This is a genomic window from Sphingopyxis sp. (assembly GCF_965279725.1).
Taxonomy (GTDB): Bacteria; Pseudomonadota; Alphaproteobacteria; order Sphingomonadales; family Sphingomonadaceae; genus Sphingopyxis.
Window position 1 is genome coordinate 938,887 of sequence record NZ_CBDIIL010000003.1, and the last position, 18,001, is coordinate 956,887.

Below are 18,001 nucleotides of genomic sequence, written 5' to 3' on the forward strand. Positions count from 1 at the left end.
CTGCCCGGCCTTTTGCGTGATGAAGCACGTGGTTACGCGCGCAACCATCGGCCCCTGCGGCAGCGCGCTATAACGGGGCAGTCTGTGACGCAAGCATCTCTTGCCTTGGCGCGCCGCGTCGCGCTACGACCTGATGCGATGACGATATGGGGCGGAACAGTCTTTTGGGCATGATGTCCCTGTGGATCGCCCAAGCGTCGGCGACCGTCGACGCCCCGAGCGCCGGTGGCGGCTGGCTGATCGATCCCGAGCTCGTCGATCCGGCGTATAACCAGACGATTGCGGGCGGTGAGATCCAGACCGTTTTTCCGCCCCCGCCGCCACCGCCGCCGCCCACCCCCGAATGGCTGCGCTCCTTATTCGATGCCATCGCCAGTTTTTTCCAGTGGAGCGCCCCCGCCGCCAAGCCGTTGCTGTGGATTGGCGTCGCGCTGCTGGCGCTGTTCCTGCTCTATCATTTCGTCCCCGCCTTTGCCCGTTGGGTCGATAACCTGCCGTTCCGCCGCAAGGCGGGCGACGATGACGCCGCCGACGCCATCGGCTTGGCCGAAGCGGGCGCCGCCCGCGCGCTGCTGAGCGAGGCCGATGCGCTGGCGGCAGAGGGCCGTTTCGCCGAGGCGGTTCACTTGCTGCTCTATCGCAGCGTCGAAGATATCGAAGGCCGCCGCCCCGGACTGGTCAAGCCCGCGATGACATCGCGCGACCTGGCCGAAGCGCGAGACCTGCCGACGGTCGCGCGTGAGGCGTTCAGCCGCATCGCGCGTGCGGTCGAGATCAGCCTGTTCGGCGGGCGATCGATCGACGCCGGTGCCTGGCAGCAATGCCGCGCCGCCTATGCCGAATTGACGGTCCCGAAGAATTGGGCGCGGGCGTGAGCGAGCCGACGACGAACGACGGCGGGTTCAATCCGCGGCTGATCGCGGCGGTGGTGGCGATCGGGGTGATCGCCTTTATCGCGCTGTGGGCGCTGATTGCGCTCGGTCCGCAGCTGAGCAGCGGCAACGACGGGGGGGGCCACGCGCTGTCAAAGTCTGCCCCGGGCTATGCGGGCATCGTCGATCTGCTCGAGCGCAGCGATGCGGCGGTCGACCTGCGGCGGCGCGAAGAGGCGCCGACGACCGAGGATCCCCAACTGCTGATCCTGACCCCGAGCCATACGACCAAGCCCGACGATTTGGCCCGCCTGATCAGCGAACAGCGCGGCGGCGCGGTCCTGATCATATTGCCGAAATGGCGGACCAGCCGCCACCCGTCGAAAGCGGGCTGGGCGGGCAATGGATATGCATCGGCGCCGTCGCCCAAAATGCTGCCGCCCGCCGCCGGATCCGTCGACAAGATCGGCAGCGAGCCGCATGCGCGCGGTGCCCGGGCACAGGGCTATCTGGGCGGCTATCCGATTTCGCTGGCGCTGCCGTCCCTGCGCACCCAGGTGCTCGACGCCCCCGATATGGAGACACTCATCGCGTTTCCGCACGGCGGCGCGGTGCTGGCCAAACACTCCGATGCGCCGATTTACGTCCTGTCCGATCCCGACCTCGTCAACAATCTGGCGTTCGCCAACCGCGACCGCGCCCGGGCGGCGGCGATGCTGATCGATGCGGTGGCGGAGGATGCCGGAGCGTATGGCGTCGCGTTCGACGTAACGCTCAACGGCTTCGGCAGCCAGCGGTCGTTGCTGCGCTTTGCCTTCGTGCCGCCGTTCATCGGCATCACCTTGTGCCTGATCGCCGCCGGGTTGCTCGCGCTGTGGCAGGCGTGGATGCGCTTCGGCCCGGCGCTGAAACCGGCGCGCGCAATTGCGGTATCGAAGGCGGCGTTGATCGCCAACAGCGCGGACCTGATCAAGCAGGCGCGGCGCGAACTGGACGGCGCCGACGCCTATGTCCGCAGCCAGCGGACCGCTATCGCGCGGCGGCTGCATGCGCCCGGCGGACTTGACGACGCAGCGACCGACCGCTGGATCGACAAGCATCTGCGCGGCGGCAGCGACCTGTTTTCGGCGCTCGCACGGCGCCTGCCGCTGGCGCGGAACACTCATGAATTTCTCAGCGACGCCCAGGCGATGCACGACATCAGGAAGGATTTACTGCGTGACAGCTAACCCCATCGCCAAAGGAGTCGAAAGCGTTCAGGCGCTCGGTGCCGCGATCGAAAGCGAAGTTGCCAAGGTCGTGTTCGGGCAGGGACCGCTGACCCGGATGGTGACGATCGCATTGCTCGCGGGCGGCCATGTCTTGCTCGAAGGCCCCCCGGGGACCGCCAAGACCCTGCTGGCGCAGGCGTTTGCCCGTGCGACCGGGCTGGCGTTCGGGCGCATTCAGTTCACCCCCGATTTGATGCCAGGCGACATTTTGGGATCGAACCTGTTCAATTTCCAGACGTCGAGCTTTACCCTGACCAAGGGACCGATCTTTACCGAGCTGCTGCTCGCCGACGAAATCAACCGCACCCCGCCCAAGACCCAGGCCGCGCTGCTCGAGGCGATGCAGGAACGCCGCGTGACGATCAACGGCGAGGCGCATGTGATGAGCCCGCGCTTCACTGTGCTCGCGACGCAGAACCCGATCGAACAGCAGGGCGTCTATCCGTTGCCCGAAGCGCAGCTCGATCGCTTCCTGTTCAAACTGGTTGTCGATTATCCCGCCGCCGACGAAGAACGGCGCATCGTCGCCGACCATGGCGGCCGCTTCAAAAGCCCCGCGGTGGCCGATTTCGGGGTGACCGAAGTCGCCAATGCCAAGACGATCGAAGCCGCGATCGATACAATTGCGACCGTCCGGCTCGCCGACGAGATCGTCGATTATATCGTCCGCCTGGTCCGTGCCACGCGCGAAAGCGCCGATCTGGAATGCGGCGCATCCCCACGCGCCGCCACCTTGCTGGCACGCGCCGCCTGCGCCGCGGCGGCGCTCGACGGGCGCGACTATGTGATCCCCGACGATGTTCAGCGGCTCGCCGGCGGCGTCTTGCGCCACCGCGTCATCCTGTCGGCGGCGGCCGAAATAGAAGGGCGCAGCGTCGAACAGGTCGTCGCGGCGCTGCTCGACCGCGAGGAAGCGCCGCGGTGATTTACCCGACCCGCCGGGCCATATATCTGCTGCTGGCGGGCGCCCCGATGGCGCTCGCGCTCGGGCTGGTGCGGCCGGAACTGTGGTTGATCGCGCCCGGCTGGATTGCGATCATCGTCGCCTGCCTGATCCTCGACACGATCGCGGGCGCCAACCCGCGTCAATTGACCCTCGACGCGCATTTTCCGCATCAAGTCGGCGTCGGCGATCCTTTCGACCTGTCGCTTGCGGCGCGCGGCCCCGCGGTGCCGCCACGCGCCGAACTCGCGCTGGCGCTCGACGAGCGCTTCGCCGAGGGCGGGCGGCTCGCTGGCGATATGCGCAAGGCGAGCACGGGCGAGATTTTGACCCGCACCCTGTCGCTGACCGCCTCGCGGCGCGGGCAGGCGTTGATCGAGGCGCTGTGGGTCCGCTGGGCGGGACCGCTCGGGCTCGTGTGGAAACAGCGGCGCTTTGCGATCGGCGGCGCGATCAGCGTCGTCCCCAGCCTGCGCGCGGTGACCGACGAGGGCAGCCGGTTGTTCCAACGCAACAGCTGGTTCGGGCTGCGGCAACAGCGCATTCGCGGTGAGGGCAGTGAATATGAAGCGCTCGCCGAATATCAGCCGGGCATGGACCGCCGCGCCATCGACTGGAATGCGTCGGCGCGCCACGTCAAACTGCTCGCCAAGGAATATCGCGTCGAACGCGACAACCGCGTCGTGCTGGCGATCGACAGCGGACGGACGATGGCTGAGCCCGTCGGCGGCATGCCGCGCGTCGACCGCGCCGTGTCGGCGGCGCTGCTGCTCGCCTATGTCGGGCTGAAGCTGAACGACCGGATCAGTTTTTTCTCCTTTGCCGCCAAGCCGCAGACGCTGACCCCCGCCTATATGCATACGCAGGATTTTCCGGCGCTGCAGCGCGCCGCGAGCCTGATCGATTATGCCCATGTCGAAAGCAATTTCACCCTCGCCCTGACGACGCTCGGCGCGCAGCTCAACCGCCGCTCGCTGATCATATTGTTTACCGAGTTCACCGATGCGACGAGCGCCGATCTGATGATCCGCGCCGCCGGCCGGTTGGTGAAGAAACACCGGCTGTTGTTCGTTGTCATCAAGGATGAAGAGGTCGAGAGCGAGGAGCGCCGCCGCCCCGAAAGCGGCGCCGATGTCACCCGGTCGAACGTCGCGGCGGCGATGCTGCGCGATCGGCAGCTGGTGATCGCGCGGCTCCAGCGCCTCGGCGCCGATGTCGTCGAGGTGCCCGCCGACGCGATGGGCGCGAGCGCGGTCGAGGCCTATCTCGGCATCAAGCGGGCCGGCACCTTATGATCCCCGCGACCGCCCCCACCCGAGCGCTCGACGCGCCGAGCTTTTCGACGAGCCGCTTTCGCGCCGAACGCGAAGCCGACTGGATCGCCTTCGACCTGTTGCTGACCAAATTGGAGAAAAAGGGCGCGAAGGCACTGACCAGCGACGAGTTGCTGCAACTGCCCCTGCTCTATCGCGCGACCCTGTCGTCGCTGTCGATCGCGCGCGCGACCAGCCTCGACAAGGCGTTGCTCGATCATCTCGAGGCACTGTCGATCCGTGGCTATTTCCTCGTCTATGGCGTCCGCGAAAGCCGCCTCAACCGGCTACGCCGTTTCTTCCTTTACGACTGGCCCGCCGCGGTGCGATCGGTGTGGAAGGAAACGATCATCATATCGCTGATCATCCTGCTCGGCGCCATCACGAGCTATTCGCTCGTCGCCAGCAACCCCGAATGGTATTATAATTTCGTCGGCGACGACATGTCGGGCGGCCGCGATCCGCGCGCCACCGCCGAATTTCTGCAATCGACCTTGGGGCATGGCAAGGCGGCCAGCGCGGGCGAAAGCGGCCTCCACGTGTTTGCGACCTATTTGTTCACCCACAACAGCCAGGTGTCGATCATGTCCTTCGCGCTGGGTTTTGCCTTTGGTGTGCCGACGATGATGCTCGAATATTATCAGGGCATCGGACTGGGCGCGATGGCGGCGGTTTTTTCGGCCAAGGGCTTGGGCTTTGATTTCGGCGGCTGGCTGTTCATCCATGGTACCACCGAATTGTTCGCGGCAGCACTCTCGGGTGCAGCCGGCCTCAGGATCGGCGCTGCGGTGGTCTTTCCCGGCGCGCGCAGCCGGTTGCAGGCCGCGTCCGAAGCGGGGCGGACCGCGGGCAAGGTGATGGTCGGCGTCATCGTGATGTTGTTCGCCGCCGGGCTGCTCGAAGGATTCGGCCGCCAGCTGATCACCGATACGATGATGCGTTACGCGATCGGGTCGCTGATGCTGCTGTTCTGGATTGCCTATTATTACATCCCGCGGCGCGAGGATGTCGCATGAGCGTCGCCGCCGCCCAGGCCAACGCCAAATCGCGCGACGCGCGGGCGAAGAAAATCCGCCAGTTCATCACCCCCGAAGGGGTCGACCTGGAACTGAAGATCGCGAGTTCGGGCCTGCGGTTCGGCGCGCTGTTGGTCGACATCATTCTGATCCAGATTATCCTGCTCGCCTTTTCCCTGTTGATGCTCTGGATCGGACTGGCGTCGCAATCCGACACCACGATCGCCATCTGGATGCTCGGCGCGTTTCTGCTCCGCACCTTCTGGTTTATCGGTTTCGAGCTCGGTTCGCGCGCCGCGACGCCAGGCAAGCGGCTGATGGGCATCCGCGTCGTCGCCCGCGATGGCGGCCGTTTGACCGCCGACGCCGTGGTGGCGCGCAACCTGATCCGCGAGCTGGAACTGTTCCTGCCGCTGATGATGCTGGGGGTGGGCGCAGCCGAGGATATGGTGTCGGGCTGGACCATGGCGGCGGGGGTGCTGTGGTCGCTGACGCTCAGCCTGTTCCTGCTGTTCAATCGCGACCGGATGCGAATGGGTGACTTGATCGCGGGAACGTGGGTGGTGATGGCGCAGCGGATAAAGCTGGACGCCGAGATCGCCGCTGGCACCGCAGGCGATGCGATGCAATTCAGCGAGGCCGAGCTGGCGGTGTACGGCATTTTTGAACTGCAGGAGCTGGAACGCGTGCTGCGCGGCAATGACGCGCGCGCGATGCGCGAAGTGGCCGACGCGATCCGCGCCAAAATCGGGCGCCCCGTGGCCGAAGAGGATGACGCCTTCCTGCTCAGCTACTACCGCCAATTGAAAGCCCGGCTCGAACGCAAATTGCTGTTCGGGAAACGGCGAGAGGATAAATATGCCAGCGACTGACACCCCAATTACCGACAAGGGCGTGACCGCCGCGCTGCACCAACGGCGGTCGGTCCGAAAATTCACCGATCAGGCCGTTGATCCGGCGCTGCTCCGCGATATTTTCGCCGCGGCGCAGCGGGCGCCGTCGGGCGGCAATCTCCAGCCTTGGCAGGCGACAGTGTTGACCGGCGCGCCTTGGCAGGCGGTGAAGGATGCGGTCGCCGCGCGGCTCGCGATGGGGCGCGAGGGCTATCAGCCTGAATATGACATCTATCCCAAAGGCCTGACCGATCCATGGGAAGCCCGGCGCTTCGGGGTCGGCGAGGGATTATACGCCGCACTCGGCATCCCGCGCGAGGACAAGGCGGGACGGCTGGCTCAGTTCGTGGAGAATTACCGGGGTTTCGGCGCACCGGTGATGCTTTTCCTGCATTGCTCGCGCATCATGGGACCACCGCAATGGTCGGACATGGGCATGTGGCTGCAATCGGTGATGCTGCTGCTCGTCGAAGCCGGGCTCGCGAGCTGTCCGCAGGAATGCTGGGCGATGTACGGCGCCACGGTGCGACAGACGCTGGCGCTGGGCGACGACCAGATTTTGTTCACCGGCCTCGCGATCGGCTATGCCGAGCAGAGCGCAGCGGTGAACCAGTGGCCCGTGCCGCGCGTATCGCCCGATGAAGCAATTGATTGGCAGGGATTTTAAGGATGAAACAGCAGCGGATCAGGACGCAATACAGCCTGTTGGTTCCGGTGATGCTCGCAGTCGCTGGCTGTTCGGCGGTGCCGACCCCCGCCGCGCCGCCGCCGCGCCCGGCGCCCGTTGCTGTGGCGCCCACGCCCGCACCGCTGCCGACCCCGAGCAAGGGCTGGGAAGAACGCGCCGTCGACAGTGGCGCGTGGCGTTATGACGCCGCCGACCGCACCGCCGCTTTCGTACCGACCGGCAGCGCCAATCCGCTGCTGACGATGGCGTGTAATGGCGGCAGCATTCGGCTTACCTCGGCGCTTGGCGGCAATGTCAGCCTGCGGACCAGCGCCGGGACCGACGCGATCCGCTTCGACGGCGGCAACGCGACGCTGCCGAACCGCGACCCGCGGCTCGACCGCATCGCGTTCAGCCGCGGCCGTTTCGCGCTCGAGACGCCGGGCGGCGGTGCGCTGACCCTACCCGTGCAATCGGAGATTGGCCGCGTGATCGAGGATTGCCGGAGCTAACCGCCTAGCTGGACCGTTCCGCCCTTGATCCAGCCCCAGCGGCACGGACCCTGATATTCGCGGGCGTTGGTCACCGATTTACCGACCCCGCACATGTCGGGATCGGTCCCGGGCGCCGCGAACACCACCCCGAACCACGCGTCGTCATCGGCCGCCTCGCAGAGCGATACATTGGCGCCGCCGGCCAGCTTCGCCTTGACCGCGCGCGTTTCACCGGGCGCCCAATAGACGTCGGTGCCGCCGGTTTTGACGCGCGAAATGCTCGAACAGGCGGGCAGGCTTGGCCCTTCGGTGCCGATCATCACCGCGCGCGCCGCGAGTGGTTCGCCGCTGACTTCGGGAGCATTTTCGGCGGGCGGCGCGGGCTGACTGCACGCGGCGAGCGCGGGAATGACAAGGGCGGCGAGGAAGAGGGTAGGGCGCTGTTTCATGGATGCGAAACTAGCGGCCGCGGCGCGCGCACGCAACGCTCGTCCTGCAATGGCCAAGACCCGCATTTTCGCTTGGGTTTTGGCGCCTGCGACCCTATATAATCGCTATGACGGACACCCCAGAAAATACGGCGCCGAGCGCCAACACCAACCTGCCCAATGCCAATGCTTATGGCGCCGATTCGATCAAGGTTCTCAAGGGCCTGGACGCGGTGCGCAAGCGCCCGGGCATGTATATCGGCGACACCGACGATGGGTCGGGTCTGCATCACATGGTGTTCGAGGTGTCGGACAATGCGATCGACGAAGCGCTCGCGGGGCATTGCGACCTCGTCCTGATCACGCTCAACAGCGACGGATCGGTCAGCGTCGAGGATAATGGTCGTGGTATCCCGACCGGGATTCACGCCGAGGAAGGCATTTCGGCGGCCGAGGTCATCATGACCCAGCTCCACGCCGGCGGGAAGTTCGAGAATACCAGCGACGACAATGCCTATAAGGTGTCGGGCGGCTTGCACGGCGTCGGCGTCTCGGTCGTCAATGCGTTGTCCGAATGGCTCGAACTGACGATCTGGCGCGATGGCGAAGAACATTGGATGCGCTTCGAACATGGCGATTCGGTCGCCCCGCTCAAGGTCAACGGCCCGGCTCCGGCGGGCAAGAAGGGCACTCGCGTGACCTTCTCGGCCTCGACCGACACGTTCAAGAACGTCCTCGAATTCGATTTCGAAAAGCTTGAGCATCGTTACCGCGAACTGGCATTCCTGAATTCGGGCGTTCGCATCAAGCTGGTCGACGCGCGCCACGCCGAACATGTCAGTCATGACCTGTTCTACGAAGGCGGCATCGGCGCCTTCGTCAAATATCTCGACCGCAACAAGACCGCGATGCTGCCCGATCCGATCGCGATCAGCAGCGAACGCGACGGCATCGGCATCGAGGTCGCGCTCGAGTGGAACGACAGTTATTATGAAAATGTGCTGTGCTTCACCAACAACATCCCGCAGCGCGACGGCGGCACGCATCTGGCTGCGTTCCGCGCCGCGCTGACGCGAACGATCAACGGCTATGGCGACAAGTCGGGCATCCTCAAGAAAGAGAAGGTGTCGCTGACCGGCGACGACATGCGCGAGGGGCTGACCGCGATCGTGTCGGTCAAGCTGCCCGATCCCAAATTCTCTTCGCAGACCAAGGACAAGCTGGTCTCGTCCGAAGTGCGCCAGCCGCTCGAAAGCCTGATGGCCGACCGGATGACCGAATGGCTCGAGGAAAACCCGGCCTATGCCAAGGCGGTGATCCAGAAGGTCATCGACGCCGCCGCAGCGCGCGAAGCCGCGAAAAAGGCGCGCGAGCTGACGCGGCGCAAGGGCGCGATGGACATCGCTTCGTTGCCCGGCAAGCTCGCCGATTGCCAGGAACGCGACCCGGCCAAATGCGAATTGTTCCTGGTCGAGGGTGACTCGGCTGGCGGCAGCGCCAAGCAGGGGCGCGACCGCAAGGTTCAGGCGATCCTGCCGCTGAAGGGCAAGATCCTGAACGTCGAGCGCGCGCGCTTCGACCGCATCATTTCGTCGAAAGAAGTCGGGACGCTGATCCAGGCGCTCGGGGCGGGGATCCGCGACGAATTCAATATCGAAAAGCTGCGCTATCACAAAATCGTGATCATGACCGATGCCGACGTCGACGGCGCGCATATCCGCACGCTTTTGCTCACCTTCTTCTATCGCCAGATGCCCGAGATCATCGAGGGCGGCTATCTCTACATCGCGCAGCCGCCGCTCTACAAAGTCGCCAAGGGGCGCAGCGAGGTTTACCTCAAGGACGACACCGCACTCGAAAATTACCTCGTCGACGGCGGCATCGATGCGCTGATGCTCGAGACCACCGGCGGCGCGCGGTCGGGCAACGACCTGCGCGGTCTGATCGACCATGGCCGCCGCCTGCGCGCGCTGATGCGTTATGTGCCGCGCGGCCATAATTACGAACTGGTCGAGGCGCTGGCGCTGAACGGTGCGCTCGATCCGGAACTCGACAGCCCCGGTCGCACCGCTGCGGGTGTCCGCGCCGCCGAATGGCTCAACGCGGCCGAACGCGCGCTGACCGGCGGTAGCGAGGCGAAATGGACGATCACTGCGAGCGACGGCGGCTATACGCTGGAGAAGCGCTGGCGCGGGGTTAGCGACCATCATGCGATCGACGCCGCCTTCCTGGCGAGTCAGGAAGGGCGCCGCCTGCACAAGCTCGCCGCCGAACAGGCCGAGACCTATGCGCATCCCAGCCGGTTGGTGAAGGGCAGCAGCGCCGCGGCGATGGCCGCCGACGCCGCCGCGCTGGCCGCAGCCGAGGCCGCCGAAGACGATGCCGAAGCGAGCGACAGCGACCTGCCCGCTGCGAGCACCGGCAAGGTCACCCCGATCACTCGCCCGTCCGAACTGCTCGAGGCGATCTTCGCGCACAGCCGCAAGGGGTTGGCGATCAGCCGCTACAAGGGGCTGGGTGAGATGAATGCCGAACAGCTCTGGGAAACCACGCTCGACCCGTCGAACCGCTCGCTGCTGCGCGTCGAGGCCGAACAGGCCGACATCGCGCATGAAATCTTTGAACGGTTGATGGGCGACGAGGTCGAACCCCGGCGCGATTTCATCCAGACCAACGCGCTGTCGGTGGCGAATCTCGACGTCTAGTTTGAGTTGGTTCCGCGGAAATGGGACGAATTTGAACCTCCGGACGTAAATAAGGTTCCGTCCAACGCGCAGCGGCTTGCCATCACAAGCCGCCGCTGCTTTTGGCGCATCCTCGACAAGGGGATGATGTCATGCGGGTGTTTTCAGCATTGCTGATGCCACTTCTGCTGACGGCTTCGGCCGCGGCGCAAGAAGTCGAAGTCACGGAAAATCCGATCGCCGACATTGTTGACGAAACCGAAATCGATGGCGGAATGGCGAGCTATTACGGCAATGAGCTTGCCGGCAATCGCACCGCGAGCGGCGAGCGCTTCAATCCCAGCCAGCTGACCGCCGCGCACCGGTCGCTACCCTTTGGCAGCATGGTGCGTGTCACCAACATATCGAACGGCGACAGCGTGGTCGTCCGCATCAACGACCGCGGCCCCTTCTCCCGCGGCCGTGTGATCGACGTCAGCCAAGCCGCGGCGCGCGAGATCGGCATGCACCGCAGCGGCACCGCGCGGGTGAAGCTGGCGCTGCTCGACGATTGATGAGGCAAACCCCTTCCCGCTTGCGGGAGGGGGTGATTCAGTCGAACACCGACCACCCGGCCGCATAGGCGAAATGCTCAAGCGCCACCGCGCCCGCCAGCGATGTCCCCGCCGCGTTCAGCCCGGGCGACCAGACCGCGATCGACCCCTGCCCCGGCGCGACGCACAAAATGCCGCCGCCGACCCCGCTCTTGCCGGGCAGGCCGACGCGAAAGGCGAATTCGCCCGAATTGTCATAATGGCCGCACAGCATCATGATCGCGTTGATGCGGCGCGCCCGGTGGGCTTCGACCAGCTGCTCGCCGGTCAGCGGATCGCGGCCTTCCATTGCGAGGAACAGTCCGGCGCGCGCGAGTTGGCGGCAGCTCATCGCGATCGCGCATTGGCGGAAATAGACGCCGACCACCGTTTCGACCGGATGCTGGAGATTCCCGAACGCGTCCATGAAATAGGCAAGACTGCGATTGCGCGCGCCGGTTTCGGATTCAGAAAAGGCAACGTCGAGGTCGATCGCGACGCGATCGTCGCCCGCCCGCCCGCGCATGAAATCGACGATTTCGTTGGCCACCGCATCGCCATCGCGCCCGTCGATCAGCCGGTCGGTGGTGGCGATCGCGCCCGCGTTGATCAGCGGATTGCGCGGGATACCCTGCTCGCTTTCGAGCTGGACGACCGAGTTAAAGGCGCTGCCCGACGGTTCGCGCCCGACGCTGTCCCACAGCGAGCTGCCGACGCGGCGCAAGGCGAGCGCCAGCGTGAACACTTTTGACACCGACTGGATCGAAAAAGCCTCGTCGGCGTCACCGGAGCAGTGGACGGTGCCATCGGGAAGCGCGAGCGCGAAACCAAGCTTGTTGGGATCGACGTTTGCGAGCGCTGGGATATAATCGGCGACTCGGCCTTGGCCCAGATGCGCCGCCGCCAGCAGCATCGCCTCGTCAATATGGTTGCGCAGATTATCGGTCATGGCGATGACCTAACGCATGATGGCGTGCGAATGAAGGGCTGCCTCCCATTTCCGGGACGACGGATGAAATATATTTTCATTAAACTGGAAATATTCTATAATAGAGAAATTACATCTACCGATTCGGGAGCATGAAACATGGTCGATCATCCACGCGGCAAGGGTCTCTCCAGCGCCGTCAGCTATCAGGACAGCAAGGCGGCGTTCCGCTGGCTGGAAGACGCGTTCGGGTTCGAACCTTTGTTCGTGCTGCTCGATGAAGACGGCAATCTGGCGCATTCAGAAATGGCCTATGGCGATTCGGTGGTAATGATCGGCAATGAATGGTCGGATGATCACAAAAGCCCCAAGTCGATCGGCGGCAAGAATACCCAATCGGTGCACGTCCAGCTGGCGGTGGGCGACGATATCGACGCGCATTGCGAAACCGCGCGCGCCGCGGGAGCCGAGATTATCGGCGAGCCCGAAACGCAATTCTACGGCGACCGCAGCTACCGCGCCAAGGATCCGGAGGGCCATATCTGGACGTTCGGTGTGACGGTCGAGGCGAAGACCCCCGAACAATGGGATGCCGAGGGCGGCTTTACGACCAAGACGCGACTCGACGATTGAGCGCCGCGATCGATCGCACCCTGGCCGCGCTCGCCGATCCCTATCGGCGGCGCGCGGTCGAACTGCTTGGCGAACGGCCGCGCAGCGCGGGCGAGCTCGCGGGTGCACTCGGCCTTGCGGCACCGGCGATGAGCCGTCATCTGCGCGCGCTGAAAGTGGGCGGGCTGGTCGAGGACGCGCATCCCGCGTTCGACGCGCGGGTGCGCATCTATTCGCTCAAAGACGGCGCGACCGCCGACCTCAAGCAATGGCTGGCGGAGACCGAAGCATTGTGGGTGCACCAGCTCACCGCGTTCAAGGCGCATGTCGAGACGGGCGGATGAGCGCGGCGGTGATCGTCGCGCTCCGCGTCGGCGTGTCGCCGGACGTCGCCTTCACCGCCTTTACGCGCGACATCGGCCAGTGGTGGAAAAGCCACCCGTTGTTTCAGCTATCGCGCCGCGGCGACGGGGCCTTGCGCTTTGACCCCGCGGGTCCGGGCGGCCGCCTCGTCACGCGCTTTGACGACGGCAAGGAATGGGAGATCGGCGCGGTGCACCACTGGGTTCCGGGCGAACGGCTGGCGTTCGCTTGGCGTCTGCCGAGCTTCAAGCCTGATAAGGTTACCGAGGTCGATATCCGCTTCGAAGCGGTCGGCGACGAGACGCGCGTGACGGTCGAACATCGCGGCTGGGATACGATCCCGCAGAAACATGTCGCACGCCACGGGTTTGAACTGATGCTGTTCCAGCGAAGATTGGGCGAGCATTGGCGGGGTTTGTTAGGGGCAATGGCGGAGTCGGCCCAAGCCAGATGACCCTCCGCATCGACTTGCGATGGGAAGTTGGCAGCCCGCAAGGCTGACGGAGGGGCTATAGTGCGGCGGCGGTCCCTCTCCCCATCGCAAGTCGATGCGGAGGATCTGAAAGGGTTGCCCCTCATTGAAGGACACGCCACATCCGATCGATGGACCTCCCCGCCCCTTTCACCGACTGGTTCGCCGCGCGCGGATGGCGGATGCGGCGGCATCAGGCCGATATGCTCGGCGCAGCGCGGCGCGGCGAGCATGCGCTGCTGGTTGCGGCGACTGGGGCGGGCAAGACGCTGTCGGGGTTTCTGCCGACGCTCGTCGATCTGGCCGAGAATCCCAGCGATCGGCTGCACACGCTCTACGTTTCGCCGCTGAAGGCGCTTGCGGCCGACGTCGAGCGCAATCTGATCGGGCCGATCGCCGACATGGGATTCGATATCAGTGTCGAGAGCCGCAGCGGCGATACGAGTTCGGACAAGAAGGCGCGCCAGCGCAGCCGGCCGCCGAACATCTTGCTGACGACCCCCGAATCACTGTCACTACTGATCTCCTATCCCGACAGTTTCACGATGTTTGCCGACCTGAAGACGGTGGTAATCGACGAAATCCATGCCTTTGCTCCCGGCAAACGAGGCGATCTGCTCAGTCTGGCGCTCGCGCGGCTCCAGACTATCGCGCCGGGTCTCCGCCGCGTCGGCCTGTCGGCGACCATCGCCGACACCCATGCCTATCGCGGCTGGCTGGCGCCCGGTAGCGACGCCGAAAGCGTCACGCTGGTCGAGGGCGAAGCGGGTGCCGATCCCGATATCCAGATCCTGCTGCCCGAAGGCGCTGTGCCATGGGCGGGCCATTCGGGGCGCTATGCGGTGCATCAGGTGATGACCGAAGTCGCAAAGAACCGCACGACGATCATCTTTTGCAACACCCGCGGTCTCGCGGAGCTGATCTTTCAGGAGCTGTGGAAGGTCAACGATCTGTCGCTGCCGATCGCGATCCATCACGGCAGCCTCGACCGCGAAGCGCGCCAGCGCGCCGAAGCGGCGATGGCCGAAGGGCGGCTGCGCGCGCTCGTCGCGACCTCCAGTCTCGATCTCGGGCTCGACTGGGGCGATGTCGATTGCGTGATCCAGATGGGGGCACCGAAAGGGTCATCGCGGCTGCTGCAGCGGATCGGGCGCGCCAACCACCGGCTCGACGAGCCGAGCAAAGCGCTAATCGTCCCCGGCAACCGTTTTGAATATCTCGAGGCGCAAGCGGCGCTCGATGCCGTCGAAGCGGGGGAGCGCGACGCCGACCGGTTCCGCCCCGGCGCGCTCGACGTGCTGGCGCAGCATGTGATGGCGCTCGCCTGCGCGGCGCCTTTCAAGGAAGAGTCGCTGCTCGCCGAGATCCAGAGCGCCGCGCCTTATGCGTGGGTCGATGCGGCACTCTTCACGCGCCTGCTCGGCTTTGTCCGCGACGGCGGTTATGCGCTCAAAAGCTATGACCGCTTTCGCCGCCTCGCTCCCGACGGGCAGGGCGGCTGGCGCATCGCGCACCCGCGGCTCGCGGCGCAGCACCGGCTCAACGCCGGGATCATCGTCGATGCGCCGACGCTCGACGTGCGCTTCAAGAACGGCCGGCGTCTCGGCACTGTCGAGGAATATTTCGCCAGCACGCTATCCCCCGGCGACACCTTTGCCTTTGCTGGCCTCAGTCTGGAGGTCGAGGGTATCCGCGACAGCGACATCCTGGTCCGCGCCACGGCAAAGCCCGCCCGCATCCCATCCTATGTCGGCGCGCGGATGGCGCTGTCGACGCGGCTGGCCGACCGGGTGCGCGGGTTTCTCGCCGACCCCGCAAGCTGGCAACGCTTTCCGCCGGACGTCCGCTTCTGGCTCGAGATGCAGCAACGGCGATCGGTGCTGCCGCGCCCCGGCGAGCTGCTCGTCGAAACCTTCCCGCATGAGGACGCGCATTATCTGGTCGCCTATCCGTTCGAGGGATGGAACGCCCACCAGTCGCTCGGTATGCTCATCACCAAAAGGATGGAACGCGCCGGGTTGCAACCGCTGGGCTTTGTGGCGTCCGATTATGCGCTGGCGATCTGGTCGCTGCGTCCCGTCGCCGACCCCGCCGCACTGTTCGACGCGGCGATCCTCGAGGCCGAGTTCATCGAATGGGTCGAAGGATCGCACCTGCTCAAGCGCGCCTTTCGCGAGGTTGCGGTGATCGGCGGGCTGATCGAACGCCAGCACCCCGGCAAACGCAAGACCGGCAAGCAGGTCACCTTTTCGACCGACCTGATCTTCGATGTGCTGCGCAAATATGAGCCCGACCATCTGCTGCTCGAGGCCGCGTGGGCCGATGCGCGCGAGCGATTGACCGATGTAGCGCGGTTGGGCGACCTGCTAGACCGGGCGGCGGGGACGATGCTGCACCAAAAGCTCGACCGCATCAGCCCGCTGGCGATCCCGGTGCTGGTGCTGATCGGGCGCGAGAATGTTGCAGGCGCCGACATCGACGATGCGTTGCTGGGCGAACTGGCCGACAGCCTGGCGGCCCAAGCAATGGCGACGGGTCCGGGCGCCACATGAGCGCCGCCGACGCCGCTTGCCGCCAACCCGCAACAGGCGTAGGTTCCCGGCACAGAGAATGAGGATGCCCGCGATGACCCACCTTTTCAGGCGGTCGATGTTCTGGACGGCCCTGCTCGCCGCGCCGCTGTTGATCGGTGCCAGCCAAACACCTTCCGCGCCGCCCGACGCCGCCGACCCGGCGGCCAGCGACCCCGTCGATGGCCTTGTCGAACCGGGAACGGCAAGCGATGTTGTTCCGTTCATCCAGCCCTTCGACCTCGACGCGACGCGACGGATGTCGGTGAAGGTCATGGTCGGCGGCAAGGGACCGTTCGCCTTTCTGGTCGATACCGGGGCCGAACGGACGGTGATCGCGCGCGAACTCGCCGCACGGCTCGGCCTGGTCGAAGGCGCCAAGCTGCGCCTTGCGACCATTGGCGGGTCGGCCACGGTCCCCAGTTTTCGCGTCGCGGCGCTGCAAATGTCGGACCTGCTGCTCGCGTCGGTCGAGGCACCCGCCTTTCACGGCCGCCACATTGGCGCTGCCGGCCTGATCGGCGTCGACATGCTGGAAGAGCGCCGCGTGCTGATCGATTTTCGCAAGGAAACGATGCAGATATTGGCCACGCGCCGCCGCGCGCCGTCGCTGATCAAGGACGATGACGCCATCGTCGTCACTGCGCGCAATTCGGCGGGCCGCCTGATCCTGTCCGACGCGCGGCTGAACGGCAAACGCATCGACGTCATCGTCGATACCGGTGCCCAGACGAGCGTCGGCAATCTCGCGCTGCAGAAACTGGTCGCCGACCGCCGCGCCAATCGTTACCCTTTCGTCGCGACCGAGCTGAGCGCGGTCACCGGTGAGGCGGTGCCAGCGATGCGCACCGCGATCAAACGGATCGTGATCAACGGCATGGACGTCAACGATCTGCCGGTCAGCTTCGCCGACAGCCAGGCCTTTCGCGTCCTGGGCCTTTCCGAACGCCCCGCGCTGTTGCTCGGCATGGACAGCCTGTCGCTGTTCGACCGGGTCGAAATTGATTTTCCGAACCGGCGCGTCGTTTTCGACCTGCCCGACGCGGCAAACCGTCAGACTGGCCAGCGGATGGCGTTCCATATGACCGGTCGCGGCGGATAGGTTGCTTGCCCGGCACGCGGCGTGCCGTCATAGCGACGCGATGACCACGACCCCGACGTTCGATTTTGCCGGCCATCAGTTTGTCGTGCTGGCCGACCGGGCGCTCTACTGGCCGCTGCACAGCGCGCTGATCGTCGCCGACCTGCATCTGGAAAAGGCCAGTTGGTACGCGGCGCTCGGCCAGCCGCTGCCGCCTTATGACAGCCACGACACGCTGGACCGGCTGGCGCGGCTGGTCACCGAAACCGGCGCGCGCGCCATCTGGTGCCTCGGCGACAGTTTTCACGACCGCGATGCCGCAAGCCGCATCGTCCCCGCCGTCGCCGAGCGTTTGCGCGCGCAGGCCGCCGCAACCAAGCTGCTGTGGATCGCGGGTAACCACGACGGGCTGAGCGGCGGGGCGTGGGGCGGGGCGGTCGCCGACGAGCTGCTGATCGACGGCATCGTTCTGCGCCATCAATGCGATCCGCGCGAAAGACGCCCCGAAATGTCGGGCCATTTCCATCCCAAATTGCGCATGACCGTGCGCGGGCGCAGCGTCGCCCGCGCCTGCTTCGCGGCCGACGCGCAGCGCCTGATTTTCCCGGCGTTCGGCAGTCTAACCGGGGGCCTGGACGTCGGGGCGCCGGTAATCGCGCGCAATTTCAGCGGCGATTACGGTGCGATGCTCGTCGCGCAGGGAAAATTAATTTCATTTCCGTTCCGCAACGGACAGGAAAATGACGCTACGGCAAGCGGCACGGATATCGGCTTGGGAGCAAAAGGGTAACGCCCACGCCCCTTTTTCGCCTGTGGCGCAAA

At 65.5% G+C, this 18,001-nt stretch carries 18 protein-coding genes; 16 read left to right on the top strand and 2 right to left on the bottom strand.

What is annotated here, in order from left to right; translation table 11 throughout:
- Positions 1-170 precede the first annotated feature (170 nt).
- The 8 genes from ACQY6T_RS13370 to ACQY6T_RS13405 are packed head-to-tail and all read left to right on the top strand — an operon-like array spanning position 171 to position 7,487.
- On the top strand, positions 171-875 hold the full coding sequence (locus ACQY6T_RS13370; RefSeq protein WP_428631421.1) for a DUF4129 domain-containing protein: 705 nt from the start codon (positions 171-173) through the stop codon (positions 873-875).
- Positions 872-2,101, top strand: a complete 1,230-nt coding sequence (locus tag ACQY6T_RS13375; protein ID WP_428631423.1) for a DUF4350 domain-containing protein — start codon at positions 872-874, stop codon at positions 2,099-2,101. Before ACQY6T_RS13370 ends, ACQY6T_RS13375 begins: the two co-directional genes overlap by 4 nt.
- Entirely contained in the window at positions 2,091-3,068 is a 978-nt protein-coding gene (locus ACQY6T_RS13380) for an AAA family ATPase (protein WP_428631424.1), read from the top strand. Before ACQY6T_RS13375 ends, ACQY6T_RS13380 begins: the two co-directional genes overlap by 11 nt.
- Positions 3,065-4,381 (top strand): DUF58 domain-containing protein, encoded by a 1,317-nt coding sequence (locus ACQY6T_RS13385; RefSeq protein ID WP_428631425.1) that lies wholly within the window; start codon positions 3,065-3,067, stop codon positions 4,379-4,381. Before ACQY6T_RS13380 ends, ACQY6T_RS13385 begins: the two co-directional genes overlap by 4 nt.
- Positions 4,378-5,415: a stage II sporulation protein M gene (locus tag ACQY6T_RS13390; protein WP_428631427.1), complete on the top strand. Its 1,038-nt coding sequence runs from the start codon at positions 4,378-4,380 to the stop codon at positions 5,413-5,415. The genes ACQY6T_RS13385 and ACQY6T_RS13390 overlap by 4 nt, the downstream gene beginning before the upstream one ends.
- The gene (locus ACQY6T_RS13395; protein WP_428631429.1) at positions 5,412-6,287 is read left to right on the top strand and encodes an RDD family protein; all 876 of its coding nucleotides are present in this window, start codon (positions 5,412-5,414) and stop codon (positions 6,285-6,287) included. Before ACQY6T_RS13390 ends, ACQY6T_RS13395 begins: the two co-directional genes overlap by 4 nt.
- The gene (locus ACQY6T_RS13400) at positions 6,274-6,975 is read left to right on the top strand and encodes a nitroreductase (RefSeq protein WP_428631431.1); all 702 of its coding nucleotides are present in this window, start codon (positions 6,274-6,276) and stop codon (positions 6,973-6,975) included. The genes ACQY6T_RS13395 and ACQY6T_RS13400 overlap by 14 nt, the downstream gene beginning before the upstream one ends.
- A gap of 2 nt (positions 6,976-6,977) precedes the next feature.
- Positions 6,978-7,487, top strand: a complete 510-nt coding sequence (locus tag ACQY6T_RS13405) for a hypothetical protein (RefSeq protein WP_428631434.1) — start codon at positions 6,978-6,980, stop codon at positions 7,485-7,487.
- Here the strand turns inward: ACQY6T_RS13405 and ACQY6T_RS13410 are convergent.
- Complete coding sequence (locus ACQY6T_RS13410; protein ID WP_428631437.1) at positions 7,484-7,918, bottom strand: hypothetical protein; 435 nt, start codon at positions 7,916-7,918, stop codon at positions 7,484-7,486. The genes ACQY6T_RS13405 and ACQY6T_RS13410 overlap by 4 nt on opposite strands.
- 107 nt (positions 7,919-8,025) lie before the next feature.
- On the opposite strand from ACQY6T_RS13410, the gene gyrB reads away from it, so the two are divergent.
- Both gyrB and ACQY6T_RS13420 read left to right on the top strand, forming a co-directional pair.
- Entirely contained in the window at positions 8,026-10,602 is a 2,577-nt protein-coding gene (gene gyrB, locus ACQY6T_RS13415) for a DNA topoisomerase (ATP-hydrolyzing) subunit B (RefSeq protein WP_428631438.1), read from the top strand.
- A 131-nt stretch (positions 10,603-10,733) separates the two neighbouring features.
- Positions 10,734-11,135, top strand: coding sequence for a septal ring lytic transglycosylase RlpA family protein (locus tag ACQY6T_RS13420; protein WP_428631439.1), 402 nt, complete (start codon positions 10,734-10,736; stop codon positions 11,133-11,135).
- A 37-nt stretch (positions 11,136-11,172) separates the two neighbouring features.
- Here ACQY6T_RS13420 and ACQY6T_RS13425 read toward each other — a convergent pair whose 3' ends face one another.
- Positions 11,173-12,102, bottom strand: coding sequence for a glutaminase (locus ACQY6T_RS13425; protein WP_428631441.1), 930 nt, complete (start codon positions 12,100-12,102; stop codon positions 11,173-11,175).
- Positions 12,103-12,240: 138 nt separating this feature from the next.
- On the opposite strand from ACQY6T_RS13425, the gene ACQY6T_RS13430 reads away from it, so the two are divergent.
- The 6 genes from ACQY6T_RS13430 to pdeM all read left to right on the top strand — a co-directional run bounded on the left by ACQY6T_RS13430 (position 12,241) and on the right by pdeM (position 17,969).
- Positions 12,241-12,714 carry a VOC family protein gene (locus ACQY6T_RS13430; RefSeq protein ID WP_428631442.1) on the top strand — a complete coding sequence of 158 codons (474 nt, stop codon included), beginning with the start codon at positions 12,241-12,243 and terminating at the stop codon, positions 12,712-12,714.
- Positions 12,711-13,037: an ArsR/SmtB family transcription factor gene (locus ACQY6T_RS13435; protein WP_428631444.1), complete on the top strand. Its 327-nt coding sequence runs from the start codon at positions 12,711-12,713 to the stop codon at positions 13,035-13,037. The genes ACQY6T_RS13430 and ACQY6T_RS13435 overlap by 4 nt, the downstream gene beginning before the upstream one ends.
- A complete protein-coding gene (locus ACQY6T_RS13440; RefSeq protein ID WP_428631446.1) occupies positions 13,034-13,510 on the top strand; it encodes an SRPBCC domain-containing protein in 477 nt (158 codons plus the stop codon). The genes ACQY6T_RS13435 and ACQY6T_RS13440 overlap by 4 nt, the downstream gene beginning before the upstream one ends.
- A gap of 149 nt (positions 13,511-13,659) precedes the next feature.
- Positions 13,660-16,080 (top strand): ligase-associated DNA damage response DEXH box helicase, encoded by a 2,421-nt coding sequence (locus ACQY6T_RS13445; RefSeq protein ID WP_428631448.1) that lies wholly within the window; start codon positions 13,660-13,662, stop codon positions 16,078-16,080.
- A gap of 73 nt (positions 16,081-16,153) precedes the next feature.
- Positions 16,154-17,200 (top strand): retroviral-like aspartic protease family protein, encoded by a 1,047-nt coding sequence (locus tag ACQY6T_RS13450; protein WP_428631449.1) that lies wholly within the window; start codon positions 16,154-16,156, stop codon positions 17,198-17,200.
- 40 nt (positions 17,201-17,240) lie between these two features.
- A complete protein-coding gene (gene pdeM / locus ACQY6T_RS13455) occupies positions 17,241-17,969 on the top strand; it encodes a ligase-associated DNA damage response endonuclease PdeM (protein WP_428631451.1) in 729 nt (242 codons plus the stop codon).
- Positions 17,970-18,001: the final 32 nt, after the last annotated feature.